A 22,809-nucleotide genomic window follows, 5' to 3' on the forward strand; every position below is an offset into this window, starting at 1 on the left:
ACAGGCGGTGTGGCGCCGCCAGGTTACATACGCTTCAATAATAAACCCAAACGCCCTCGCGCTCGGGTTTATTGCGTTGATATATAAGTTATCGATGCCCAAGCTTTCGCCTCATCCCACGGAAGAAGCGCCCTCAGATGAGGTTCTCGCCCAGGTTTTTGCCGCCGAGGACGTGCATGTGGAAGTGCATGACGGTCTGGCCGGCATTGACGCCCTTGTTGGAGATGACGCGGAAGCCGTCCTCCAGGCCCTTGGCCTTGGCGACCTCCTGAATGGCGTGGGCCATGGCGCCCATGGTCTCGGCCGGTACGTTGTCGGCGATGTCGCTGTAGTGCTTCTTGGGGATTACGAGCGTGTGGACCGGCGCCTGGGGGTTGAGGTCGTCGAACGCGATGACCTGATCGTCCTCATAGACAACGGTTGAGGGGATCTCGTGGTTGGCAATTTTGCAGAAGATGCAATCACACATGGTTGGTTCCTTTCTCACAGACCAAGGTAGTCTTTTTGGGACGGGGCTTTTTTGACTACTTTTTCGCAAGCGCAGGCACCTGGCGAGCCGTCGCGCAAGGGTAGTCAAAAAAGCCCCGTCCCAAAAAGACTACCCCAAAGTAGGCTGCGAGGTGGTTAGAACGAAAGGTTGTCGTCGGTGTTGGCGGCTTCGCCGTCGGCGAGCACGTCGTTGCCGTCGACGTCCTTAAGAAGCACCGAGACCTTCTGCTCGGCATCGGACAGGCGGGTGCGTAGGCTCTTGAGGAGCTCGACGCCGCGGGTATAGCTCTCGAGCGACTCCTCGAGCTCCATGTCGCCCGACTCCAGGCTGCGGATGATGAGCTCCAGCTCCTGCGAGGCCTGCTTGTACGTAAGCTGCTCGACCGGGGTCTTCTCTGCCATATCTGTTTCCTTTCCTAAGGGTCTATCACTGTGAAACGCGGTCTACTCGACCGCGTTGACGGTTGCTGCCACGTTGCCGTCCGCCATGCGCACGCGGATGGTGTCGCCCGGCTTAAAGGTCTTGGCGCTCGTAGCCACACCGTCCTCGCTGTACGCGATGGAGTAACCGCGGGCAAGCACCCTGAGCGGCGACAAGGCATCGAGCGACGCAGCAGCTCGGCCCAGGTCGGACGCGGGCTTGCTGAGCATCGTGCGCCCCTGATGCTCCAGACGGGAGCTCGCAAGCGTGAGCGCATGGCGTTTGCCATCGAGCCCCGAGGTGCTTGCGATCAAGCGCTCGGGCAGACGCTCAAAGTTGGAGCGGAAGGCCCCAACCGAACGCGTTACAGCGCCGGACAGACGATCGGACGTCAGGGCAAGCTCGGACTCGCGACGCTCGACCATAAACGTTGGATCGTTGAGGCACGGGCGGCACGCGGCCGCATCGAGCGCGTCGCCCAGACGAGCCGTATAGGTGTCCCAGGCACGACGACCGCGCTGGTCGAGCATTTCCAGATCGACCTGATCCGACCCGATCATCGAAGCCATCGCGGCGCCCAGACGCCGATGGCGCGTCTCAAGCACGTCGGCCAACTCCGTCATAGCCGGCGCCACCGATTCGGCCGCCGCCGTGGGCGTGGAGGCGCGGCGATCGCTCACCATGTCGCAAATCGAGGTATCGGGCTCATGCCCAATACCGGTCACCACGGGCACGGGACAGGCCGCCACCGCACGGGCAAGCTCCTCGTCGTTAAAGGTCATAAGGTCCTCGAAGGAGCCGCCGCCACGCACCAGCAAAATGCAATCGGGCGCCGGCGTAATGGAAGCGGCGCGACGCAAGCCCTCAATGAGCTCTGCCGGCGCACCCTCGCCTTGAACCTTGGCACCCACGCAAACGAGCTCGACGAGCGGGTTACGACGACGCAATGTGCGCTTGACGTCATCGATTACGGCACCCGAAAGCGAGGTGACGACCGCCACACGCGAGCAGAACACCGGGATGCGGCGCTTGCGCGCTTCGTCCATCAGGCCCTCGCGGCTCAGCTTTTCGGCCAGTTGCGCCACTTGTTGACGCAGCAGACCCTCCCCCGCCAGCGAAAACGAGCGGGCGACAAAACTCATGCGGCCCGTGGGCTTATAGAGATTGAAGCTACCCTTAAAGCTCACCTGCATGCCGTCGCGCAGATCGAACGTGCGCTTGAGATAGGCACCCTTCCAAATGATGCAGTCAACGGCGGCCGAATCGTCCTTAATCTGGAAGTAGCAGTGGCCGCTTCGGGCATTGGGGCCACGGAAGCCCGTGACCTCGCCCAAGACACTCAGCTGCGGAATAGCATCGAGTGCACCGGCGGCAATCTCCACCGCCTGGCTCACGCTGAGTTCCTTGCGCTCCCGATCGTCCGAGCCGTCAAACTCGGCGGAAACAGCATTGCCGGTTAGATTCCAGCCTGCCACGCAGCCTCCTTTCGTTATCGTGCACAAAGGCTCCAGCCCTGCGCAAATTCAAGTCCAACACATAGTACAGCGCCGCGGGGACACAAATCCCCGCGGCGCCTGTCAAGCCAATTTGTTATCGGTTGGAGTTTCTGTTGTAGCGAGCCATCAGGTAGAGCAGCTGAATGATCGAGGTGAGCGCTGCGGCAACATAGGTAAGTGCGGCTGCCGTCAGGACCTTCTTGGCACCGTTGACCTGCTTGGAGCTCATGCCCGACCGCTCGATGTACGCCACGGCGCGGCGGCTGGCATCAATCTCGACCGGCAGCGTAACCAGCTGGAACAACACACTAAACGAGAAGAAGATCAGCGCGAGGGTCGTGAGCCCGGCAATGTTCATAAACAGGCCCAAGAGCAACACGATGGTCCAGGTGTTCTGGGTAAAGTTGACGACCGGGACCAGGGCAGTGCGCACCTTCATCATGGCATAGCCGCTTTGGCGCTGGGCGGCGTGGCCCGCCTCGTGGCAGGCGACGGCAACGCTTGCGACCGATCCGCCCGAACGGTTGGCATCCGAGAGATACAGGTTGTTATCCTGCGGGTTGTAATGGTCGGTGAGCTCACCGGCGACGCCCTTGATACCCACGGCATTGCAACCGCTGGCGTCGAGCATGCGGCGCGCGACCGCAGCGCCCGTGTCGCCGTCCGAGCGAACCTTGGACCAGGTTTTATACGTCGAGTTGATATAGCTCTGCGCGGCAAGACCGAGCACCGTACAAACAAGGACGACCAGCAGGTAAAGCGGGTCGATGCCAAAGCCATAACCATAGTAATAGGGCATGCGAATTCCTCCGAATCGAGTTACACGTTGGAGGCATTCTACCCACTCGCCCAGCCAACGAGACAGCATCGATGTTTTGACAATGTCAGCGAAAACGGCCGAGAGCGAGCAAGGTGACGTGAAAGAGAAGCGACGCGCACTTTGGTACGCGAGCGACGATTGAACGTCAGATTGCCGCTCTCGGCCGTTTGCAGCGTCGAGCTGTTACGCGGTTTGGTAAAACCGCGTAACCATATACCTACAGGAGCTCGATTTTGCCGTCCTTCACCGTCAACCCCATGTTGCCCGAGAGCAGATCGTCCAGGCGCGAGCCCACAAGCTCAAAGCGCCAGCCTTCGCGCAAAGGGCTCTGCTCGGGATGCTCAATATAGTCGGCCAGGTCATCGCGCGAGGCAATGACCGAGGTCGCCACGCCCGAACGCTCGGCAACCAGGCGAATGAGCGCGTACATGAGATCCGTCACGCTCTCCAGCTCCGGAGAGATCTGGCGATGTCCGCGCACCATGAGCGGCAGGCGATCGTGCGGGCAGCTCGCGCCGCGTTTGATGGCCATGAGCGCGCCGTCCACATCGCGCTCCCCCAGTTGATCGGTGCCGCGGATGCTGCGGAACTCCTCAACGCGCACGGGATTGCGCTTGACGAGCGCCAGCAGCGTATCGTCGGACATGACCCACTTGCGCGGGATGTTGCGGCGCTCGGCGCGGTCCTCGCGCCAGGCGGCAAGCTCGCGCGCAATGCCCAGCTGATGGCGGCTACACGAGTTGATGCGCTTGACCTTGCGGAATGCCTCATGGCGGTCGGCGCGGTAGTGCGACTCGTCGGCCAGCGGGCGCAACTCGTCGAGCACCCAATCCACGCGGCCAAGCTCGCGCAGGCGGCTCATCATCTCGGTATAGGCGACGATCAGATACTTGACGTCATCGATCGCGTACTCAATCTGCTTATCGCTCAGCGGGCGGCGCGACCAATCGGTCAGCGACTCGGTCTTGGGCAGCGATACGCCGCAGAACGTCTGAACGAGCGCGCCGTAGGAAATCTGCTGGCGCTCACCCAAAAAGGCGGCGGCGACCTGCGTGTCAAAAATCGGTCGCGGCAGCGCGCCCACGGTGTGGAGCATAACCTCCATATCCTGCGAGCAGGCGTGGAAGACCTTGACCACGCTCTCGTCGGCCATAAGCTCGGCCAGCGGCGATAAGTCGTCGATCACCAAAGGATCGACCGCGACGCTCTCGGCAGGGGTGGCAATCTGAACCAGGCACAGGCGCGGATGAAACGTGCGCTCGCGCAAAAACTCGGTATCGACGGCAATCGCGTCGAACTCACGAGCGCGCTGACAAAAGTCGAGTAGAGCCTGATGTGTGGAAATGTACATATCAACCCATCGAATAAGGTTAGGCCCGAAAAACACGGGTAGGATATCGATATTGCCCTACAACTATACTCGGTTAGTCACAGAACGGGAACGTAAGTATGCGCTGCCTTATCATCCACAACCCGGCATCGGGTCCCAGCTCCGATGAAATCTTCGCATTCACGCACGCTCTTGCACAGGGCGGCGACGAGGTCGTAATGCGCTTTATCGGCGATGGCATGGAGCCCGAGGACGCGGTAGCGGACGTTCGTGAGTTCGACCGCGTAGTCGTTTCGGGCGGCGACGGCACCGTCTCCAACGTGCTCGACCAGATGCGCGGGTGCGGTGTCCCTACGCTCATCTTCCCCTCCGGCACAGCCTGCCTGTTCTTTAACAACATCGGTAATGCCCCCGAGGCGGCGGCGCTTGCCAAGGCTTGCCGCGCCGGCCGCACGGTCAAGGTGGACATGGGTGAGCTCTTTTGGATCGACGAGAACGGTAACGAGAAGCGCCACGGCTTTATCATCATCGCCGGCTCGGGCTTCGACGCCGAGATCATGATGAAGGCCGCTCCCACCAAAAACGACATTGGCGAGATCGCCTACTTCCTCTCCGCGCTCGCCACGCCCAACCCCACGGTGGCGCACTTTACCATTGAACACGACGGCATGGTCGAGGAGCTCGACGGCATCTGCTGCATGGCGGGCAATACCTCAGTCATCCAAAACGACATCAACCTGTTCCCCAACTGCCGCATGAACGACGGCATGGTCGACATCGTCGTTATTGAACCCGTGCGCACGGTGCAGCTGCTCCCCACGGTGATCACCGCCGCGCTCGACCCCGCCGGCAAGGTGCTCGGCCGCCCGCAGTTTAAGATTATCCAGACCAAGGAGGCCAAGATTACCTGCACGCCGTCGCTGGGCATGCAGTTCGATGGCGAGATCATCTCCAGCAACTCCGGTGTCTTTGGCGCCCGCGCGCTTCCGCAATGCCTCGACCTCATCGTCGACGAATTCTCACCACTCGGAAAATAGGAGAACCCCGTGAACGACAACCCTATCCTTGGCTTTATCGTCATCGTTCTGGCCCTGCTCGTGGGCTACGCCATCAACCTGATTCACCGCCGAAAGAAGTAAATCCACATTGGTATGATATTCATCCAATCACCGAGGAGAAGTCCAAGGGCAACAACATGGCCGCCATGGGTGTTGGCGCCATCATCATCGGTGTCTGTGGCTTCGTGATCTATCGTCGCAAGAAGGCCTAAGAACCCCACACCTTAAGGCGCGGGCGGGATGGCCAAGGTCGCCCCCCGCTCAGCCCGCCCCTTCGACCGGCGGGAAACGTCGCTGAAATCTTTCAAAAAAGATTCCCCGCAAACACTTTGCTGTGCTATAGTGCAACGCAACAGAAACAAGGTGCGACTGCGCCATGGCATCACGAAAGGAGCCACCAAGATGAAGAACGCGATGAAGTCCCTCAACAACTGGTGGTGGCGTGATGCGAATACGATCGGTCGACAGTGAGTCCCTCACGCCTGTTTTTGCGCTCTAGGTGATTGAAAGGCCTCCGGTTTCGACCGGGGGCCTTTTTCTATCTCGAGCCCGATCGCATTCGCATCACGCGCCTCCGCTTTTCCCTTGCACTCCCCTTCCGAAAGGATTTTCAACATGCCTCAGAACACCACCGCCCAGCCCCGCACCGTCCAGACCACTGACCGCGGCAAACTCGACCTCAAGGCACTCACTCTCTATGCCATCCTCCTCGCCGCCGGTTTCGTCCTCAACATGACCGTCTCCAAGTTCTTTAGCGGCCTCACCGGAGGCTTCCTCTCGCCCGAGTTCATCATCGCGGCTTTCTGCCTCGAGATTCTCATCGTCAAGCCCAACATCGGCCAATCCGCAATTATCGGCCTCCTCGCCGGCGTTGTAATCCAAATCACCGCCTCCGTCAAGGGCCCCGACCTGATCGCCGAGCCCGTCGCCGCCATGGTCATGGCTCTGCTCGTCTCCGTGCTCGCCGACTCCAAGGTCAAGGGCCTGCTCCCGCTCGTCAGCACCTTTGTTGTCACCTTCATCTCCGGCATGATCTACGCGGCGATCTTCTCCTTTGGCGTCATGAACAACCCGGCTTTCATGGGCGTCATGGCTCCTGTCGTCGTCGCCACCGGTGTTGCCAACGCCATCATCGTGACCGCCCTCTACATCCCCATCAAGAAGGCCCTCAAGCTCAACGACTAAGTAGCCGACAAGCCACACGCAGGCACCTCCGTCTTCAACGCAGGCACCTCCGTCTTCAACGCCATCCTGGTCCAGGCCCTCAGCATTCCGCTCAAGAAGGTCTTCTCCAAGTAGTAATACTTGCTACCATGTAGACCGCCGGTCGTTTTGCGGCCGGTGCTCTTTTACGATAGAAAGGCCCCCATGAGCTCCAGCAATACCATCATCAAGCTCGATGACGTCTCATTTTCCTATGGGCACGAGGCGCAGAATGCCCTCGATCACGTCTCACTCGCCATCGAAAAGGGTGAGTTTGTGGGCGTCATCGGCCCCTCAGGCGCCGGCAAATCGACGCTTGCCGCCGTTATGAGCGGAGCCATCCCCCACCATTACACCGGCCAGCTCTTTGGAGCCACGCTCGTCGATGACCGCGACACCTGCGAGATCACCCTCACGGATATCTCGCGCATGGTGGGAAGCGTGCTGCAGGACATCGATGCCCAGATGGTTGCGCCCATCGTTGAAGACGAGATGCTCTTTGGCCTCGAGAACTTTGGCATACCGCACGATCAAATCGAGGAGCGCATCAGCCAGACGCTGACGACCGTCGGCATTAGCGACCTGCGCCACCGCGAGATTGCCACGCTTTCGGGCGGGCAGAAGCAGAAAGTCGCAATCGCCGCGATCATCGCCATGGCGCCCAACGTGCTCGTGCTCGACGAGCCCACGGCAGCGCTCGACCCGGCAAGCTCCACGCTCGTTTTTGACACGCTGCGCCAGATCAACCGCGAACACGGCATCACCGTGGTTGTTATCGAGCAGAAGGTCGCGCTGTTGTCGAAATACTGCAGCCGCGTCCTCGTCATGGCAGACGGCAAGCTCGCGTTTGACGGCGAACCCCACCAGGTCTTTGCCCACGCAAGCGAGCTGCGCCAGATGGGCGTCGACAGTCCCCGCGTCGCGCGCATCGCGAACAGCCTGGCAGAAGTGGGTCTGTTGCCGAGCGATCAGGCGCCCTGCCTCAATGTTTCCGAAGCGCACCAGCTTATCTCGTCCTTACTTGCGGATGCAACAAGCAAGGACGCGCCCGCCGATGTGCCCGAGACCTCTCCCCATATCCCGGCGGTCCCCCGCGGCGTCAATCAGGAGCCAGTAGTCGAACTCACCGATGTGACCTTTGCCTACCCCCATGGCGGTGCCTCGGTCAGCAACCTCAACATGTGCGTCTATCCCGGCGAGCTCGTAGGCATCATCGGCCAGAACGGTGCTGGCAAGACCACGCTCACCAAGCTGTTGAACGGCCTTCTGCATCCAGCGTCGGGAACCGTGCGTATGGCGGGGATGAACACCGCCGACGTCCCCACCAGCGCGATCGCTGCAAAATGCGCGACGCTGTTCCAGAACCCCGACCGCCAGCTCTGCCGCGACACCGTACTCGACGAGGTTGCCTTTGGTCTTGAACTGCACGGTGTCGGCACCGACGAGGCCCGCCAGCGTGCACGGGTGGCGGCGGAGCGCTTTGGGCTCCCCTTGGACGAATCGCCGTTCTCGCTTTCGCGCGGACAGCGACAGATGGTCGCCCTAGCGTCCGTGGTTGTGCTCGACCCACAGGTGGTTCTGCTCGATGAGCCCACGAGCGGCCTCGATTACCGCGAGTGCATGACCGTGATGGAGACGGTGAGCGAGATGGCCGAGCGCGGCTGCGCCGTGATCATGGTGTGCCACGACATGGAGGTCGTCTCGGACTTTGCCCAGCGCCTGGTAGTCATGGCAGACGGACGCATCCTCGAGCGCGGCGACGCGAACCGGATCTTCGCCGACGATGCCCTCATGCGCGCCGCCTACGTGGAGCCACCGCAGGTTGTGGCCCTGTCCAAAGAACTCGCGCGCGACGTTTCGCCCCGATTCGCCGGAATCAGTCAGGTCTCCGATCTGGTCGACCTGGTAAAGGAGATGCTCAAGCATGACTAACGTGATCGACTACGTGCCCGGAGACTCACTGCTGCACCGGCTGAACCCCGTGACCAAGCTAGCCCTGGCCGCGGCTATTATCTTGGCGACCTTCCTCGGCGACACTTATGTGCTCCTGATCGCCCTGCTTGTGCTGACTTTTATCTTGGGCATCTACGCCAAATCGACCGCAGGCCTAGTCTCGCTCGTCAAGCTCATGGTGCCGCTCTCACTAATCATGCTGGTCCTGCAGACCGCCTTTATCCGCACCGGAGCCCCCATCTTTGCCTGGATTACCACAGATGGTCTTATCACCGGCACCAAGGCGGCGCTTCGCCTGCTCGGCGTGGCGCTGCCGCTCATCCTCATGCTCACCATCACGCAGCTCGGCGATCTCGCTAACGCTTGCGTGGAGGTGCTGCACGTGCCGTACCGCTATGCGTTCACGTTTACCACGGCACTGCGCTTTGTACCGGTCTTTAGCCAGGAGATGAACGCCATCATGGAGGCGCAGACCGCGCGCGGCGTTGAATACGACACCAAGAACCCCCTCAAGAAGATCCAGCTCATGCTACCGCTCTGCGTGCCGCTGCTGGTGAGCTCCGTGGGCAAGACCGATGCCACTGCCCTGGCGGCCGAGCAACGTGGCTTTTATCTGCGTACGCGCGCGAGCTCGTACAAGCGCTATCCCATTAAGGGCATGGACATTGCCATACTTATTGCCAGCATTGCCCTCATCGTCCTCGGATTCTTGTTCTAACCTGCCAAAAAGGGACAGGTTTATTTTGGTCGGTTTTATATGGGCAAATGTCAGTCTCGTCCTTTAAGCTCCAGCACCAAGCAGAAACCGACAAATGCAAAAGGCCTCGGCTCGCACAAACGAGCCGGGGCCTCACTGTTTCCCCAGATAAAACCTACCAAAATAAACCTGTCCCTTTTTGGCAGGTCGAGAGCTACAGGCGGTAGGGGGCGCCGCTGCGGATGATGGACTCGCGCACCAAAACGTCCATGGCGTCGAGGGTGATCTCGGGCATCTCGCGATACTTTTGCAGCACCGAAAGCTCCGTGCAGGCCAGAATGACGCGGTCGCAGCCGCTGCGGGCAAACTCCCACATCACACGATCAAACTTATCCATATCGGGCTCGCGTCCCGCCTTCACATCATCGTAAATAAGCGACATCACATCGGCCTGGCGCTTCTCGCTGGGATAAACGACTTCGACGCCTGCCGCCTCGCACTCGCGACCGTAGACGCCGGCACCCACGGTGCCATCGGTACCCATGATGCCGATCTTGCGCACCGGCTCGGCCGGCATGCTCAAGTTGGGGTCGAACTCACACTCCCCCATCACCACGCCGGCAAGCGCATAGCGCACCGACTCGCGCGGCATATGGATGATGGGGACCGAGGTAAACGACTGAATCTGATCGTAGAAGTAGTGCGACGTGTTGCAGGGAATGGCAATGTGCGCGCAGCCCAGCGTCTCGAGCGCCTGCGCACATTCCTTCATGGTCGCCAGCAGCTCGGTATGGTCGCCGGTCTTAATGGCCAGCGTGCGGTCGGGCATGGTCGACTTAGAGAGCACCACCATGTCGATATGTTCCTGATCGCGGGCGGCCGCCGTGTGACGCACCACCTGGTCGTAGTAATACGACGTGGCCTCGGCGCCCATACCGCCGATAACTCCCAGCTTTTCCATCGCCGCCTCCTTGGTGACGCTCGCAGCATTGCGCGTATCATACCCGCGCCCGTCCGATACAAACCGGGCGGGCGCGACGTTCATCCTATTTGTAATACGTCTTAAACAGCTTAAAGTGACGCAGCTTGGTGTGCCACATGCGCAGCCAGCGGTTAAAGACAAAGTCGCCCTTCATAAACGAGGGGTCGGCGGCCTTACCCTCCTTGACCAGGCGATGCGCCTTAGCGCGCAGCTCGGGATCCTTGACGTATTTATCGACCACGCCCATGGGGACAACCATCCACAGCGCCTCGTTCTGCGCCGTCACAAACTCGGGCTCAAACGGGCGGTTGTACACATACTCGTCCACTACGTACTTGGCAACGTTAAAGCCACTGTTGGTGACGTAGTAGTTACTGCGGCCCTGGCGAGTGTTGAAGTCGAAGAACTTAAACGAACCGTCGCGCTTGTCGTATTTGACGTCAAAGTTGGAGAAGCCCGTAAACTTGAGGTCCTCGAGCAACTTGCGCACGCCGCCCATGAGCTCGTCATTGGGCTCGGTGATGATGCAGGCGTGGTTGCCGACACCATGGGGCTGGTGTTCCTCGAGCAGCACGTGGCCCAGGCACATCATGCGCACCTTGCCGTTACGGTCGGAATAGCTGGTAAGCACGCGCATGTACTCGTCGTTGCCGGGCACGCGATCCTGCAAGATGAGGTCATCGGTGTAGCCACTCGCGTATACATCGCGAATGACCTGCTCCAGCTCGGCGCGATCGGCGATCTCGTAGGCCTTCTTCTGGCCCTCGAACTCGTGCTCCCACCACATGATGCCGTCGGAAGGCTTCAGGATCATCGGGAAGGGAAAATCGATCTGGTCGAGCACCTCGGCAGGAGCCTCGCCCTGGGCGTTGAGCATGGCCATGGTAAAGGTAAACGTATGCGGATAGGGAACACCGTGCTTCTCGCACAGCTCGTAGAAGATTTCCTTCTTCTGGCACTGTTCGAGCATGCTGTAGGGCGCATAGGGCGCGATGACGTTCGAGGCAAGCTGGCCGGCGTCCTGAGCCTGTGCGGCAAGCGCGACATAGTTGTCGCCGCAGCCCATGAGAATAATCTTCTTATCGGGATTGGCCTGCGCGACACCGTTAATGGTCTCGATCATGACCGGCATGGTGTCGATATCAACATTGGGCGTGTAGTCGATAATCTGGCTGCGGTACGCAGGACCGGTCTGGTACTTGCCAAAGACCAGGCTCTTGACCTGATACTCCTCGTAAAAGGCGCGCGCCACCGAATAGGCGTTGATGTCGCCGCCGAGCAGCACGGGGATAAACTCGCGCTCTGTAAACTGCAATGCCATGGAAACTTCCTATCTAGAACTGCCCACGACGGGCGGTCTTTATGCAACCCGTTTATTTTAGCGTGCCGGACCGTTTCCTCCTAAAGCTCCACTGTATCTATGACAATCAACGCAATTATCCAGCATGAAGGCCGCACTCACCGCCGTATGACAAACGGCAATGAACCCACCGTTGTTGTAGGGTTCAGCATATTGATACCCCCGAGTGAAAGGCGCACGCGTGCTCCAGGACCTTCCAACCGATAACCCCATCCTCGATGCCGCAAAACGCGAGTTGGCGCAGCGCGCAAGCGACTGCTCCTCTGCGCACCGCAAACGACGCTTACGACGGTGCCGCCTACATCACCTCCATCGATACATCGGCGCACAAAGGCACGCGCAAGACGCCCGTCGCCGGCGGACACGATACCGCCATCGAGCAGTTTGGCCTCGTCTCCGATGCCCACGCCGGGGACAACATCAGGGTAATCAAACTCGGCGACGGCACCTGTTCGTTCACCCCCGCCCAGGCGCTCAACGAAGTAGGGCAAGCTCACCGCGATGGGACCTTATAGCCACAAACCCCAACGTTGAGATAGCTTTCACAGTCCAAAGCCCGTCCCAAACAGGCCCCGTAACGTTAAAGTTGAACTCTATGGTTTCTCAACAATTCGATATAACTGCAGGTCAAAGCCAAAGTCTCAAGTTCAACTTGACCCTTTAAAACCTTTAAGGTTCAAGTTGAGGTCGAAAGCAGTAGTAGAATACCTGAGGAACAATAACCTACGATTGATTGCAGAGGGACTGGATGCAGCATTCGAATCATCGCACCGCAGCGCTCATCGCGTCGAAGCCGGCTCGTATCATCACGAGCGCCGCGCTCGCCGTTGCGTTGACGGCCACGCCGATGCTCTCCCCCGTCGCGGCGTATGCCGCCTCGCAGGCAACGCAGGATCAGCTTGCCGCCGCCCAGCAGAAGATCGAAGCCGCCACGAGCGCCTACAACGATGCCCGTACCAAGCTCGGCGATCTGCAGAAGCAGATTGACGCCAACGAGGCAAGTATCGAAAAGATCGAGGCGAAGCTTCCCGATCAGCAGGCCAAGGCAAGCTCCGCCATGCGCGATCTGTATAAGTACCAGAAGGGCACCAGCCCCATCGTGAGCTTCCTGGTCAACACACAGAGCCTGGGTGAGTTCATCACGACCTGCAAATACACCAACCAGATCACAAGCTCGAGCGTCGACGAGATCGAAGAGCTCAATAACATGCAAACCGAACTCGAGCAGAACAAGGCCGAGCTCCAGCAGGCCAAGTCTCAGCTTGAGGCAGAGCAGAAAAACGCCGAGGATGCGCTGGCGCAGGCCCAGCAGCTCCGCAGCGAGGCACAGGCAAAAGCCGAGCAGGAAAATGCCGCCGAGCTTGCCAAGCTTGAGGCCGATAAGGCCGCTGCCGCCGAGAAGCTCTCGGGCGAGGGCGTGAGCGGCAGCAATTCCAGCAGCCAGGCCACCAACGCCAACACCACCATCGACACCACGGTGAACAACGCCAACACCGGTAGTTCCGATTACGATTCGTTCATTAATGAGTGGACGAGCCGCATCGACAATTACCTCGCCGGCTCCCCTATGGCAGGCCAGGGCTATAACTTTGCCGTCGCCGCTTGGAATACCGGTGTCGACCCCCGTTGGTCCCCCGCCATCGCCTGCATCGAGAGCACCAAGGGTGCTTATTGCGCCAATTCTTACAACGCCTGGGGCTGGAGTGCACGTGGCGGCGGTTGGCGCAGCTTTGGCAGCTGGAGCGAGGGCATCTTCGCTCACGTTGCCTATCTGGGCGCCAACTACGGCTCCACCCTTACCCCGGCCGCGGCCAAAAAGTACTGCCCACCCACGTGGCAGGACTGGTACAACAAAGTCGCTGCTCAGATGAACCGCATCTAAGTGCAACTGTAAAGGGCCCCAATGGGGCCCTTTTTTGTTTACGCGACGGAAGTATCGACGACGCCGGTCGCATTGGCAACCGCGACTATGACGATCATGCATAGGAGCAGCACACCCAATGCCTTGAGCCAGAGTTTCGCGAGTTTCTTGCCGCGATAGCTGTCGAGCAGTGCGAATCGCCGACGTAGACGGCGCTTATCGAGCGCCGCAAAATGCATAAGCGCCATAAGGCCATCGACAAAGAAAAAATACTCGATTATGAGAAGCCACGTCGGGTAGCTTTGGTTTGCTCCCGTGGGTTGAAAGACGGCAAAGTGACTTCCGGCAAAGAACACAAGCAGCGAGAAGCAGACGAGCGTATTCCAAATGCGCCCCAGGGACTCCGGAACGCGAGAGAGCAGACCGCATGCAGCGGAGGTGGCAGGCCTAGGAAGCCTTGCGGGGTTCTGGAGCCCTTGGGGCGTCAACAACGTCTCCGAGGCCGGAGTACGGACAGGCGCAGGCGCAGGAGGCCGCACGGGGCGACTCAGATCGTATGCCGCGCGCGTCGCCCGTCCCAATGCTTCCGCACTCGCAAAACGCTTGGCCGGGTCGAGCGCCATCGCCATGCAAACGACATCGGCAAGTGGAGTGGGAATGCCGGGCACCTCGCATTGCTCGCGCATGTCGAGCCCTGGTTTAGGGTCGACTCCCGTCAAGCAGAAGAACAGCAGGGCACCGAGCGCGTAGACATCGCTTCGCACGCTCGTCTGCCCAAACCCATACTGCTCGGGCGGCGCATAGGGCCGTGTCCCAAACTTGACAGTATCGGCATCGGCGCCATCGCGCCACACGCGCGCGATCCCCAAGTCGATAATCACCAGCGATGAAAACGTCAGGCCGTCATCAGGCGTATAGTTGGCACCTGCCACGATGATATTCGACGGCTTCAGGTCGCGATGGATCACCGGCGCCGAAGCCTCCCCCGCCATTGCAAAACCGGCATGGAGCTCGCCCACGGCGTCGCAAAGGACAGGATACAATTCACGCGCATAATCGGGAGCGGATCCCAGACGGTCCACCAGTGCCCCGAGTGTCTCCCCTTCGATGTATTCCATAACCACGTTGAGCTCGTCGCCCGAACGACGACAATCGACGATTCTGGGCAGGTGCTCAAAACGCCTGCCTGCCCGCTGAGCGGCAAACAGACGCTCGTATGCCCCGCCGATTTGAGCCGAAGCATCGATGCGTTTACGGACAAAGGGACCGAGCGAACCACCGCCGGCTCCTTCAAAGTACACGAGCTCGGTTGTTTCAACGGACGAGCGCTTAAGTACACGCTCCACGCGATAGCTGTCGTCGCGATCGAGCGACGCCAGGTGCTCGGCAAGCGCTGCGGTCAGCTCGTCATTGGAATATGTTGGGGCCTGAGTATCCATAGCCTCCATCATAACGCAGGGCGCAGACACCCCATCGCATCCGCGCCCCGTTCGTTTGCATCGTTGTTCGACAGCTCCGCTGGCTCAGATATCAGCGGCTAATTCACCGTCTCCTCGCCAAAGCGATACAGCTCCTCGTTGACCTTTTGGAGGCTGCACCCGCGATCGATGCAAAAGATGATAATCGCATCGCGGCGGTCCTTGCAGTTAAGGACGCTTACCCCGGCAGCCGTCAGCGCACGGTTGGTCTCTTTGAGCGTCAGCGCCATCGCAAAGGCAATCTGCAGCACCTTATTGCGACTCGGATGACGCACACCGGTAAAGATCTGATAGCCAAAGGTCTCATTGAGATCGGCCATACGAACCACGCGCGAGCGCTCCAAGCCCTTTTCCTGCAGTAGCTGCTTCAGGTAATCCGAAAGCGACGGGGCGGCAAAGTCGTGCTCCCTGATATAGCCATCAATGTTCGGCGCATCGAGAAGCTCATTGAGCAACTCCTCGGTCAGCTTTTTATCGGGCATACGACTTCACCTCCCATCCGGCGCAACGGTAGCGACATGCTAGGCCAGCACCCAGCTTGCAGTGGCAGACTTATCAAACATATTGGCAAAATACAGTGCCTTCTTGATATCGCCATCAAAGTAGATATTGCCCGCCACGGAACCACCGGCGGAAAGGGTACCAGACTGCAGCTCATCGGAGCCCTCGCTGTAGTAACCCTGATTCTGTTGGGCACCGTTGGCGTCCTCGCCCTTCCAGTCGTAGATATTGTAATCTGCGCCCTCATCGCCATTGTTGACGTACGTGACGTGAATGCCCGTCATGGTCGAACCGTCATAATTTGTAAGGCCGGGCTGGACGGAATCGACGACGACGGAAAGACCGGCAGCTGTGGTCACCGTCGTGCCAACCGCCAGGTCAGTCGTAGGCTGCTCTCCCTTCTTCGCCTCTTCCTTCTTGTCGCCATCGCCAGCGTCCTCGGTGACGGTCGCCTTATCGCTACCACAACCGGCAAGAAGACCGGCAGTCCCCAAGGCGACGGTGGCGAATGCGCCAAGTGCAGCGCGACGCTCAGCAGCACTTCGTTTTCGAGCTTTTTCATTATGCATCCTTCCTACGATCCGGCTACCGCGCCGGTACACAGCACATCGTAGAAGGCAGCGAGCTCAAATTCATTAGCTGGGAGCTAATGCCGCGGTAAACGGCCAATGCTCACAGCAATAACCGGGAGCAGCAGCAAGCCGCACCCGTACCCACCAGGACTATATATGGCAGACTGTCGGCGTCGTTCCATCGTCACTCCAAGCCAAGCAATCGTTTGTAGACATCGAGGCCCTTGAGTAGGATTTCCTCGTCAAAGAGCATGGTATCGGTGTGAAGGGCGCTCGTGGCATAGGCGGGACAGCCATCCGAATCGCTCGGGTTTTCTTGACCCTCCGGCACACCCGTGCCCAGCAAGAAGAACACGCCCGGCAGATGGCGCTGATAGAACGCAAAGTCCTCGGCAATTAACAGCGGCTCCTCCACAAGCTGCAGGCCGGGCAAGGCAGGCGCGACGCTGGCAAACAACTCGGGGTCGTTGTCGACTGGCGGATAGCCCTCGGCAAAGTCGAGATCGTACGTGCAGCCCGTTGCGGCACAGGCATCGTCCAGCACGCGACGTACGCCTTCGCGCGCCCGGTCGAACATGCCGTCCGTAAACACACGCAGGCTTCCGGCCACATGGGCCTCCCCCGCCACCGCGTTGCAAACCGTACCGGCCTGCATCAGGCCAAACTTGCCGATACAGGGCTCGTCGCCGCCCAGCTCGTCCATCAGCTCGCGCTCGGCAACCAAAAACTTCGCTGCCGCCAACGCGGCATCGTGCGACTCCTCGACCGGCACGCCATAGGTCTTAGCAATATGGATGCTCGTACCGTGAATATAGATATGCGTCTCGCTCGAACGCGCCAACAGCGGACCGGAACAGCTCGCCAACGTGCCGGCAGGCAGATCGGGCCACACATGGAAGCCAAAAATGCGGTCGGCCCCATAGCGCTCGAACACGCCGCTCTCGCATACCGTCTTGGCACCACCGGTCGTTTCCTCGGCCGGCTGGAACACAAAGAGCACGTTGCGCCTCATGGCGCCCGGCTGCTCGCGAATCGTACGGTCGACATACGTCGCGGCGGCAAGTGCCATGGCCATGTGACCGTCATGTCCGCAAGCGTGCATCTTGCCGGGATGGGTCGAGGCAAAGGCCGCCCCTGTCGCCTCCTCAATGGGCAGCGCATCCATATCGGCGCGAATCGCCGTGGCATGCGCGGCATCAACGCCGGCGTCGAAGAAAGCGCAGACGCAGCTGGGGCACGGATGGGTCACTTCGCAGGTGAGCGGTGCCAGCACGCCCTCGATATAGGCAATGGTTTGCGGAAGATCGAAATCGAGCTCCGGAATGCGATGGAGATCGCGGCGATAGCGACGGAGTTCTTGGAGCTCGGTCATAGAGGATCCCTTCGTGAGGCACATCTGTTGCAACTTATTGTGATACAGGATTGTGGCGCACATGTTTCCAGCATATCCCTGCATTTTTTAAACGTTATATACGAATACTCTTGTTTGGTAAAGTGCAACGTGATAGGGTCTTTACCACTTGATAGAGGCGCGGGCACGAAGAGCCGCGGGCGAGCCGGCAGGCTTTGACCCCGCGGGGAGGCGAAACCCGCCGAACTGGGTTTTTCGGGCACGAACAACCTGGTGGGCCTGTGGGAAACACCCACAGGACTGTCTGCAGCAATGCGGGAGCGCTATCCGGACATTGGGTCCACGCTATGCGGATTCGATGCGCAGATGGCGCCGTCTGGATAGCGAGGTTTACGGGACATGGCATTGACCCCCAACGAGGCATATGCGGCCAAGCAGCCGTTTGTGGACAAGGAGACGCTCGAGCATATCGTCGAGCAGTTCCCCACGCCGTTTCATCTATACGACGAGGCGGGCATCCGCCGCAACATGCAAGAGGTGCGCGACGCCTTTGCGTGGAACCCGGGCTTTAAGGAATACTTTGCCGTCAAGGCCAACCCCAACCCGGCACTCATCTCTATTCTCAACGAATACGGCTGCGGCTGCGATTGCTCGAGCTATACCGAGCTCATGATCGCCCGCTCGCTGGGTATCACGGGACACGACATCATGTTCTCGTCCAACGACACGCCGGCTGCGGACTTTGAGCTCGCCGACAAGCTGGGTGCCATCGTCAACTTTGACGACATCAGCCACATCGAGTTCTTTGAGCGTGTTGCGGGGCCCATCCCCAAGACGGTCAGCTGCCGCTTTAATCCGGGCGGCCTGTTCCAGCTCTCCAACGGCATCATGGACAACCCCGGCGACTCCAAATACGGCATGACCACCGAGCAACTCTTCGAGGCCTTCCGTATGCTCAAGACCAAGGGTGCCGAGGACATTGGCATCCACGCATTCCTTGCCAGCAACACCGTTACCAACGACTACTACCCCAAGCTCGCGCGCATCCTCTTTGAGCTTGCCGTGCGCCTGGAGCGCGAGACCGGCGCACACGTCGCCTTCATCAATCTATCCGGCGGCGTCGGCATCCCCTACCTGCCCGAACAACAGGCCAACGACATTCACGCCATCGGCGAGGGAGTGCACGCGGCATACGACGAGATCCTGGTCCCCGCAGGCATGGGCGATGTGGCAATCTACACCGAGATGGGCCGCTTTATGATGGGCCCCTACGGCTGCCTGATCACCAAGGCCATCCACGAGAAGCAGATCTACAAGGACTATATCGGTGTCGATGCAAGCGCCGTCGATTTGATCCGCCCCGCCATGTATGGTGCCTACCACCACATTACAGTGATGGGTCAGCCGGGCGGCGCCGACAAGGGCACAGCGCCCGTCACGAACACCTATGACATCACGGGCAATCTGTGCGAGAACAACGACAAGTTCGCCATCGATCGCGAGCTACCGAATATCGACATGGGCGACCTGCTTGTAATCCACGATACCGGTGCGCATGGCTACTCCATGGGCTACAACTACAACGGACGGCTGCGCTCCGCCGAGGTCCTGCTGCGCCCCGATGGCGCGGCCGACCTCATACGCCGCGCCGAGCGCCCGGGCGATTACTTTGCCACGCTCGACGTGCTGCCGTGCGGCCGAGAACTGTTGGCCAAGTCACGCGCCGAAAGTGCCCGCCACCGCGCCCAAGACGAGCGCCTGGCAGTCGCCGCCCAATGGAACAAGCGCATCCAGATCGCCGAAGCGAAGGAGAAGAACATGGACATCCGCAATCTCGAGGGCTCAATCGTCGCCCTGGTTACGCCGTTTAAAAAGGACGGCAGTGTCGACTTTGATGCGCTCGAGCGCCTTATCGATTTCCACCTGCAAAATGGCACCGACGCCATCCTCGCCCTGGGCACCACCGGCGAGAGCGCCACGATGACCGACGACGAGGACAACTCCGTTGTCGCCGCGGTGGTCAAGCAGGTTGCAGGACGCGTCCCCGTCATCGCCGGCTCGGGCTCCAACTCCACGCAGACCATGCTCACCAAGTCGCTCACTTACCAGGGCTTGGGAGCCGACGGCCTGCTGCTCATTACCCCCTACTACAACAAATCCAACGAAGAGGGTATCTACCAGCACTTTAAGACCGTCGCCGATGCCGTAGACATCCCCTGCATCCTGTACAACATCCCCGGCCGCTGTGGCTGCGGCATCAGCGAGCGCAACGTGGAGCGCTTGGCCGCGCACCCCAACATCATGGGTATTAAGGAAGCCTCGGGCAACGTCGCCTACGCTGCCAAGATCGCCCACCTGCTGTCCGACGACTTCCGCATGTACTCGGGCGAGGACGCGCTCACCGTGCCGCTCATGAGCCTGGGTGCTTCGGGCACCATCAGCGTGTGGGCCGACGTGCAGCCGCAGCTCGTACATGACATGTGCCGCGCCTATCTGGACGGTGACGTGGCACGTGCCCGCGATATCCAGATTGCCGGCCAGCCGCTCATCAATGCCCTCTTTAGCGAGGTCAACCCCATCCCCGTCAAGGAAGCGCTCGCCCAGATGGGTATGATCGAGGCAAACTACCGCATGCCGCTGTGCCCCATGGCAGACGACACGCGCTCCGCACTTACCGATGCTCTGAAGGGAGCTGGTCTGCTTGATTAAGACCGTCATTATGGGAACGGGCCGCATGGGCTCGCTCATCCGCACTACCGCCGAGGGTATTGTCGACGCTGCCGGAGAGCCCGTTTTTGACATCGTCGCCCAGATCGGCTTCGACTTGTCCGAGCTCGAGAACGCTCCGGCGGCCGACGTCATCATCGACTTCTCGAACGTTGCGACCTTCGACGCCGTCGTCGCCTATGTCGAGCGCACGGGTGCGGCGTTGGTCTCGGGCACCACAGGCTATACGCCCGAGCAGATGGATCGCCTGCGCGAGCTGGGTCAGAGCGCCCGCGTCATGCACTCCGGCAATTACTCCATCGGTATCGCAGCCCTGCGTCATCTGGTGGCACAGGCCACGCGAGAGCTGCCCGGCTTTGACTGCGAAATCGTCGAGACGCACCACAACCAAAAGGTCGACGCCCCCAGCGGCACTGCCAAGTTGCTGCTCGACGCCGTCGTCGAAGCCGAGCCCGAGGCAGGCTACCACCCCGTCTATGGCCGCGAGGGCATGTGCGGAGCGCGCGACCCCAAGGAGATCGGCGTGCACTCGCTGCGCGGCGGCACTGTCGCCGGCGTGCACGAAGTGAGTTTCTTTGGCCAGGACGAGGAGGTCACGCTCGCGCATCGCGCCACGAGTCGTCAGATCTTTGTCAACGGCGCCTTGGCAGCCGCGCAGAAGCTCGTCACCCGCGAACCCGGCTTCTATACGTTCGACCAGGTCATGTTTGCCTAACCAGGTATCAACCGGATCCACCCAAAGGAGAGACCGCAAATGAGCAACGCAGCCGAAATGGATGCACAGGAGATTATCAACTATATCGCCACCGCGCCCAAGAAGACGCCCGTCAAGCTGTACGTGCGCGAAAAGCCGGGCATGAAGGTCCAGTGGGGCAGTGCGCATGTCTATGGCGGCCGCCGTGGCAAGACTGTATTTGGCGACTGGGATGAGCTCAAGGCAATCCTCGACGCCAACGTCGATTCCATCGACTACTACGATGTGGAGAACGACTGCCGCAACTCCGCCGTGCCCATGCTCGACCTCAAGGGCATCAACGCCCGCATCGAGCCGGGTGCGATCATCCGCGACCGCGTCGAGATCGGCGACCGTGCCGTCATCATGATGGGCGCCATCATCAACATCGGCGCCGTCATTGGCGAAGGCTCCATGATCGATATGGGCGCCGTGCTGGGCGGTCGCGCCACCGTGGGCAAGAACTGCCACATTGGCGCCGGCACCGTGCTGGCAGGCGTCGTGGAGCCCGCCAGCGCCACGCCCGTCATCATCGAGGACAACGTTATGATCGGCGCCAATGCTGTGGTCCTGGAAGGCGTGCGCGTGGGCAAGGGTGCTGTCGTTGCCGCCGGCGCCGTGTGCGTCGAGGACGTCCCCGCCGGCGCCGTCGTGGCCGGTGTCCCTGCCCGCGTCATCAAGATGCGCGACGAGAAGACCGACAGCAAGACCGGTCTCGAAGAGGGCCTGCGCCAGCTGTAGGGTTACGCGGTTTTACCAAACCGCGTAACGGCTCGACGCTGCACCTTTGGTTCCGCCGTTCTAACGAACGACGGACCGGTCGACGCTGCAAACGCCCCTAAGCGGCAATCTGACGTTCAATCGTCGGTCGCGTACAAAAGTACGCTTCCCTCCTCTTTCACGTCACCTTGCTCGCTCTGGGTCGTTTTCGCTGACTTATGCTCAACCTACGACGCGATGTCGGCAACCAAGCCGAAAACAACAAAGGCCGAAGCACCATCGGAGCTTCGGCCTTCCCTATCTCAGGGTTCCGTCGTATTCAACCATGGCGGGTTGCTTTGACAGGCGCCCTACGGCCGTCTTATAGACCTCGGAACGATCGCGCCGCCCTATTGCTACAATCTCGGCAATCTCAACCATTCCGTCCTCTCGGATTCGGAAAACCATTTTGAGTCCCGCATTCCGCCATTTAATCTTTTTGCAGCCGGCGAGCTCGCCGTGAAGCGGCGTTCCGATTTCATCAGCGCGCGTCTTTAATTTTGCGACGGCAATACGGACGAGCCTGCGCTGGGATCCATCTAGTTTTTGATATTCCTTCTCGACGTCTCGATTCAAAAAGCCGACAACAAAATGCCCGCTCATTCGAAAAGGTCCTCGTCGGGAATCGCGTCCGGATCCATCGACTCAAGCTCCGCGAGCTCCTCGGCAGTTAAGGCGTCCTCAAACGGAACAAACTCATGCGGACCATGCTTGGCTCGATCCGCAGCGATGCGATTTATCTCAAGTTCACGCAGATACTGCAGCGCGCCGTACATTTCCTCATAGGCAGCATAGTCGATAATCACGGTATCGATATCATTATGATCAGCAATGAACTGAGGCGCGCGTTTTGCGCGTTTACGAATGGTGGATAAGGACTTGCTTGCTTCGGTAGCAGAAACAACCTGGTCTTTTGTAAACACCGGTTTTTCCAGAACAAGTGGGGACATTTTGACCTCCAAAAAATAATCCGGATTATATTTCAAAGTATACTTCAAAATATAATCTAGACTTTTAT

The 22,809-nt window shown here is 59.9% G+C and carries 23 protein-coding genes and 1 riboswitch; of the genes, 10 read left to right on the top strand and 13 right to left on the bottom strand.

The window, feature by feature from the left end:
• Window positions 1-133: 133 nt before the first annotated feature.
• The 5 genes from ACTQ1S_RS05990 to rnd all read right to left on the bottom strand — a co-directional run bounded on the left by ACTQ1S_RS05990 (window position 134) and on the right by rnd (window position 4,577).
• Complete coding sequence (locus tag ACTQ1S_RS05990) at window positions 134-469, bottom strand: histidine triad nucleotide-binding protein (protein ID WP_035137921.1); 336 nt, start codon at window positions 467-469, stop codon at window positions 134-136.
• Between the two features lie 155 nt (window positions 470-624).
• Window positions 625-891: an exodeoxyribonuclease VII small subunit gene (xseB, locus tag ACTQ1S_RS05995; RefSeq protein WP_006234311.1), complete on the bottom strand. Its 267-nt coding sequence runs from the start codon at window positions 889-891 to the stop codon at window positions 625-627.
• 42 nt (window positions 892-933) lie between these two features.
• Entirely contained in the window at window positions 934-2,385 is a 1,452-nt protein-coding gene (gene xseA, locus ACTQ1S_RS06000; RefSeq protein WP_441547288.1) for an exodeoxyribonuclease VII large subunit, read from the bottom strand.
• Window positions 2,386-2,500: 115 nt separating this feature from the next.
• Window positions 2,501-3,205 (bottom strand): zinc metallopeptidase, encoded by a 705-nt coding sequence (locus ACTQ1S_RS06005; RefSeq protein ID WP_427795820.1) that lies wholly within the window; start codon window positions 3,203-3,205, stop codon window positions 2,501-2,503.
• Between the two features lie 238 nt (window positions 3,206-3,443).
• Window positions 3,444-4,577: a ribonuclease D gene (rnd, locus tag ACTQ1S_RS06010; RefSeq protein WP_154517283.1), complete on the bottom strand. Its 1,134-nt coding sequence runs from the start codon at window positions 4,575-4,577 to the stop codon at window positions 3,444-3,446.
• A gap of 98 nt (window positions 4,578-4,675) precedes the next feature.
• Between rnd and ACTQ1S_RS06015 the strand changes: the two genes are divergently transcribed.
• From ACTQ1S_RS06015 to ACTQ1S_RS06035, 5 genes are all read left to right on the top strand, one after another.
• Window positions 4,676-5,593: a diacylglycerol/lipid kinase family protein gene (locus tag ACTQ1S_RS06015; protein ID WP_441547289.1), complete on the top strand. Its 918-nt coding sequence runs from the start codon at window positions 4,676-4,678 to the stop codon at window positions 5,591-5,593.
• Window positions 5,594-5,854: 261 nt separating this feature from the next.
• A complete protein-coding gene (locus ACTQ1S_RS06020) occupies window positions 5,855-6,085 on the top strand; it encodes a hypothetical protein (protein ID WP_441015732.1) in 231 nt (76 codons plus the stop codon).
• A gap of 144 nt (window positions 6,086-6,229) precedes the next feature.
• A complete protein-coding gene (locus ACTQ1S_RS06025; RefSeq protein WP_441547290.1) occupies window positions 6,230-6,799 on the top strand; it encodes a tryptophan transporter in 570 nt (189 codons plus the stop codon).
• 183 nt (window positions 6,800-6,982) lie between these two features.
• A complete protein-coding gene (locus ACTQ1S_RS06030; protein WP_441063795.1) occupies window positions 6,983-8,749 on the top strand; it encodes an ABC transporter ATP-binding protein in 1,767 nt (588 codons plus the stop codon).
• Complete coding sequence (locus tag ACTQ1S_RS06035; RefSeq protein WP_427727867.1) at window positions 8,742-9,488, top strand: energy-coupling factor transporter transmembrane component T family protein; 747 nt, start codon at window positions 8,742-8,744, stop codon at window positions 9,486-9,488. The genes ACTQ1S_RS06030 and ACTQ1S_RS06035 overlap by 8 nt, the downstream gene beginning before the upstream one ends.
• 193 nt (window positions 9,489-9,681) lie before the next feature.
• On the opposite strand, the gene ACTQ1S_RS06040 is transcribed toward ACTQ1S_RS06035, so the two are convergent.
• On the bottom strand, window positions 9,682-10,428 hold the full coding sequence (locus tag ACTQ1S_RS06040; protein ID WP_229770678.1) for an aspartate/glutamate racemase family protein: 747 nt from the start codon (window positions 10,426-10,428) through the stop codon (window positions 9,682-9,684).
• 85 nt (window positions 10,429-10,513) lie between these two features.
• Window positions 10,514-11,770 (bottom strand): carboxylate--amine ligase, encoded by a 1,257-nt coding sequence (locus ACTQ1S_RS06045; RefSeq protein WP_441547291.1) that lies wholly within the window; start codon window positions 11,768-11,770, stop codon window positions 10,514-10,516.
• Between the two features lie 257 nt (window positions 11,771-12,027).
• Here ACTQ1S_RS06045 and ACTQ1S_RS06050 point away from each other — a divergent pair, with 257 nt between their 5' ends.
• A complete protein-coding gene (locus ACTQ1S_RS06050; RefSeq protein ID WP_441547292.1) occupies window positions 12,028-12,324 on the top strand; it encodes a hypothetical protein in 297 nt (98 codons plus the stop codon).
• Between the two features lie 233 nt (window positions 12,325-12,557).
• Window positions 12,558-13,691 carry a coiled-coil domain-containing protein gene (locus tag ACTQ1S_RS06055; protein ID WP_441547293.1) on the top strand — a complete coding sequence of 378 codons (1,134 nt, stop codon included), beginning with the start codon at window positions 12,558-12,560 and terminating at the stop codon, window positions 13,689-13,691.
• 38 nt (window positions 13,692-13,729) lie between these two features.
• Here the strand turns inward: ACTQ1S_RS06055 and ACTQ1S_RS06060 are convergent, their stop codons facing one another.
• From ACTQ1S_RS06060 to ACTQ1S_RS06075, 4 genes are all read right to left on the bottom strand, one after another.
• Window positions 13,730-15,109 (bottom strand): serine/threonine protein kinase, encoded by a 1,380-nt coding sequence (locus ACTQ1S_RS06060; protein WP_441547294.1) that lies wholly within the window; start codon window positions 15,107-15,109, stop codon window positions 13,730-13,732.
• A gap of 98 nt (window positions 15,110-15,207) precedes the next feature.
• Entirely contained in the window at window positions 15,208-15,630 is a 423-nt protein-coding gene (locus ACTQ1S_RS06065; protein ID WP_441063786.1) for an XRE family transcriptional regulator, read from the bottom strand.
• A gap of 39 nt (window positions 15,631-15,669) precedes the next feature.
• Window positions 15,670-16,218 (bottom strand): DUF4352 domain-containing protein, encoded by a 549-nt coding sequence (locus ACTQ1S_RS06070; protein WP_441547295.1) that lies wholly within the window; start codon window positions 16,216-16,218, stop codon window positions 15,670-15,672.
• Between the two features lie 187 nt (window positions 16,219-16,405).
• Window positions 16,406-17,593, bottom strand: coding sequence for an N-acetyldiaminopimelate deacetylase (locus ACTQ1S_RS06075; RefSeq protein ID WP_441547296.1), 1,188 nt, complete (start codon window positions 17,591-17,593; stop codon window positions 16,406-16,408).
• A 144-nt stretch (window positions 17,594-17,737) separates the two neighbouring features.
• A riboswitch (Lysine riboswitch) is annotated at window positions 17,738-17,906 on the top strand.
• Between the two features lie 65 nt (window positions 17,907-17,971).
• On the opposite strand from ACTQ1S_RS06075, the gene dapA reads away from it, so the two are divergent.
• From dapA to dapD, 3 genes are read left to right on the top strand one after another with little or no spacing between them, the layout of a single operon-like run.
• Window positions 17,972-20,281 carry a 4-hydroxy-tetrahydrodipicolinate synthase gene (dapA, locus tag ACTQ1S_RS06080; RefSeq protein ID WP_441547297.1) on the top strand — a complete coding sequence of 770 codons (2,310 nt, stop codon included), beginning with the start codon at window positions 17,972-17,974 and terminating at the stop codon, window positions 20,279-20,281.
• Window positions 20,274-21,014 (top strand): 4-hydroxy-tetrahydrodipicolinate reductase, encoded by a 741-nt coding sequence (gene dapB, locus ACTQ1S_RS06085; RefSeq protein WP_441015777.1) that lies wholly within the window; start codon window positions 20,274-20,276, stop codon window positions 21,012-21,014. Before dapA ends, dapB begins: the two co-directional genes overlap by 8 nt.
• A 39-nt stretch (window positions 21,015-21,053) precedes the next feature.
• Window positions 21,054-21,773 carry a 2,3,4,5-tetrahydropyridine-2,6-dicarboxylate N-acetyltransferase gene (dapD, locus tag ACTQ1S_RS06090; protein WP_441540614.1) on the top strand — a complete coding sequence of 240 codons (720 nt, stop codon included), beginning with the start codon at window positions 21,054-21,056 and terminating at the stop codon, window positions 21,771-21,773.
• Between the two features lie 276 nt (window positions 21,774-22,049).
• Here the strand turns inward: dapD and ACTQ1S_RS06095 are convergent, their stop codons facing one another.
• The gene (locus ACTQ1S_RS06095) at window positions 22,050-22,394 is read right to left on the bottom strand and encodes a type II toxin-antitoxin system RelE family toxin (RefSeq protein WP_154517327.1); all 345 of its coding nucleotides are present in this window, start codon (window positions 22,392-22,394) and stop codon (window positions 22,050-22,052) included.
• Entirely contained in the window at window positions 22,391-22,741 is a 351-nt protein-coding gene (locus ACTQ1S_RS06100) for a hypothetical protein (RefSeq protein ID WP_441547298.1), read from the bottom strand. Before ACTQ1S_RS06100 ends, ACTQ1S_RS06095 begins: the two co-directional genes overlap by 4 nt.
• Window positions 22,742-22,809: the final 68 nt, after the last annotated feature.

Source organism: Collinsella sp. LCP21S3_D3 (assembly GCF_052118305.1).
Lineage (GTDB): Bacteria > Actinomycetota > Coriobacteriia > Coriobacteriales > Coriobacteriaceae > Collinsella.

Bases quoted from the DNA above. Each gene is read 5' to 3' on its own strand.
- ACTQ1S_RS06060 (WP_441547294.1), bottom strand. From the start codon at position 15,109: ATGGATACTCAGGCCCCAACATATTCCAATGACGAGCTGACCGCAGCG.
- rnd (WP_154517283.1), bottom strand. From the start codon at position 4,577: ATGTACATTTCCACACATCAGGCTCTACTCGACTTTTGTCAGCGCGCT.
- ACTQ1S_RS06015 (WP_441547289.1), top strand. From the start codon at position 4,676: ATGCGCTGCCTTATCATCCACAACCCGGCATCGGGTCCCAGCTCCGAT.
- ACTQ1S_RS06005 (WP_427795820.1), bottom strand. From the start codon at position 3,205: ATGCCCTATTACTATGGTTATGGCTTTGGCATCGACCCGCTTTACCTG.
- ACTQ1S_RS06025 (WP_441547290.1), top strand. From the start codon at position 6,230: ATGCCTCAGAACACCACCGCCCAGCCCCGCACCGTCCAGACCACTGAC.
- xseB (WP_006234311.1), bottom strand. From the start codon at position 891: ATGGCAGAGAAGACCCCGGTCGAGCAGCTTACGTACAAGCAGGCCTCG.
- ACTQ1S_RS06040 (WP_229770678.1), bottom strand. From the start codon at position 10,428: ATGGAAAAGCTGGGAGTTATCGGCGGTATGGGCGCCGAGGCCACGTCG.
- dapA (WP_441547297.1), top strand. From the start codon at position 17,972: ATGGCATTGACCCCCAACGAGGCATATGCGGCCAAGCAGCCGTTTGTG.
- ACTQ1S_RS06095 (WP_154517327.1), bottom strand. From the start codon at position 22,394: ATGAGCGGGCATTTTGTTGTCGGCTTTTTGAATCGAGACGTCGAGAAG.
- ACTQ1S_RS06050 (WP_441547292.1), top strand. From the start codon at position 12,028: ATGCCGCAAAACGCGAGTTGGCGCAGCGCGCAAGCGACTGCTCCTCTG.
- ACTQ1S_RS06100 (WP_441547298.1), bottom strand. From the start codon at position 22,741: ATGTCCCCACTTGTTCTGGAAAAACCGGTGTTTACAAAAGACCAGGTT.
- ACTQ1S_RS06020 (WP_441015732.1), top strand. From the start codon at position 5,855: ATGGCCAAGGTCGCCCCCCGCTCAGCCCGCCCCTTCGACCGGCGGGAA.
- ACTQ1S_RS06055 (WP_441547293.1), top strand. From the start codon at position 12,558: ATGCAGCATTCGAATCATCGCACCGCAGCGCTCATCGCGTCGAAGCCG.
- ACTQ1S_RS06075 (WP_441547296.1), bottom strand. From the start codon at position 17,593: ATGACCGAGCTCCAAGAACTCCGTCGCTATCGCCGCGATCTCCATCGC.
- ACTQ1S_RS06030 (WP_441063795.1), top strand. From the start codon at position 6,983: ATGAGCTCCAGCAATACCATCATCAAGCTCGATGACGTCTCATTTTCC.
- ACTQ1S_RS06035 (WP_427727867.1), top strand. From the start codon at position 8,742: ATGACTAACGTGATCGACTACGTGCCCGGAGACTCACTGCTGCACCGG.
- ACTQ1S_RS06045 (WP_441547291.1), bottom strand. From the start codon at position 11,770: ATGGCATTGCAGTTTACAGAGCGCGAGTTTATCCCCGTGCTGCTCGGC.
- ACTQ1S_RS06065 (WP_441063786.1), bottom strand. From the start codon at position 15,630: ATGCCCGATAAAAAGCTGACCGAGGAGTTGCTCAATGAGCTTCTCGAT.
- ACTQ1S_RS05990 (WP_035137921.1), bottom strand. From the start codon at position 469: ATGTGTGATTGCATCTTCTGCAAAATTGCCAACCACGAGATCCCCTCA.
- dapD (WP_441540614.1), top strand. From the start codon at position 21,054: ATGAGCAACGCAGCCGAAATGGATGCACAGGAGATTATCAACTATATC.
- ACTQ1S_RS06070 (WP_441547295.1), bottom strand. From the start codon at position 16,218: ATGCATAATGAAAAAGCTCGAAAACGAAGTGCTGCTGAGCGTCGCGCT.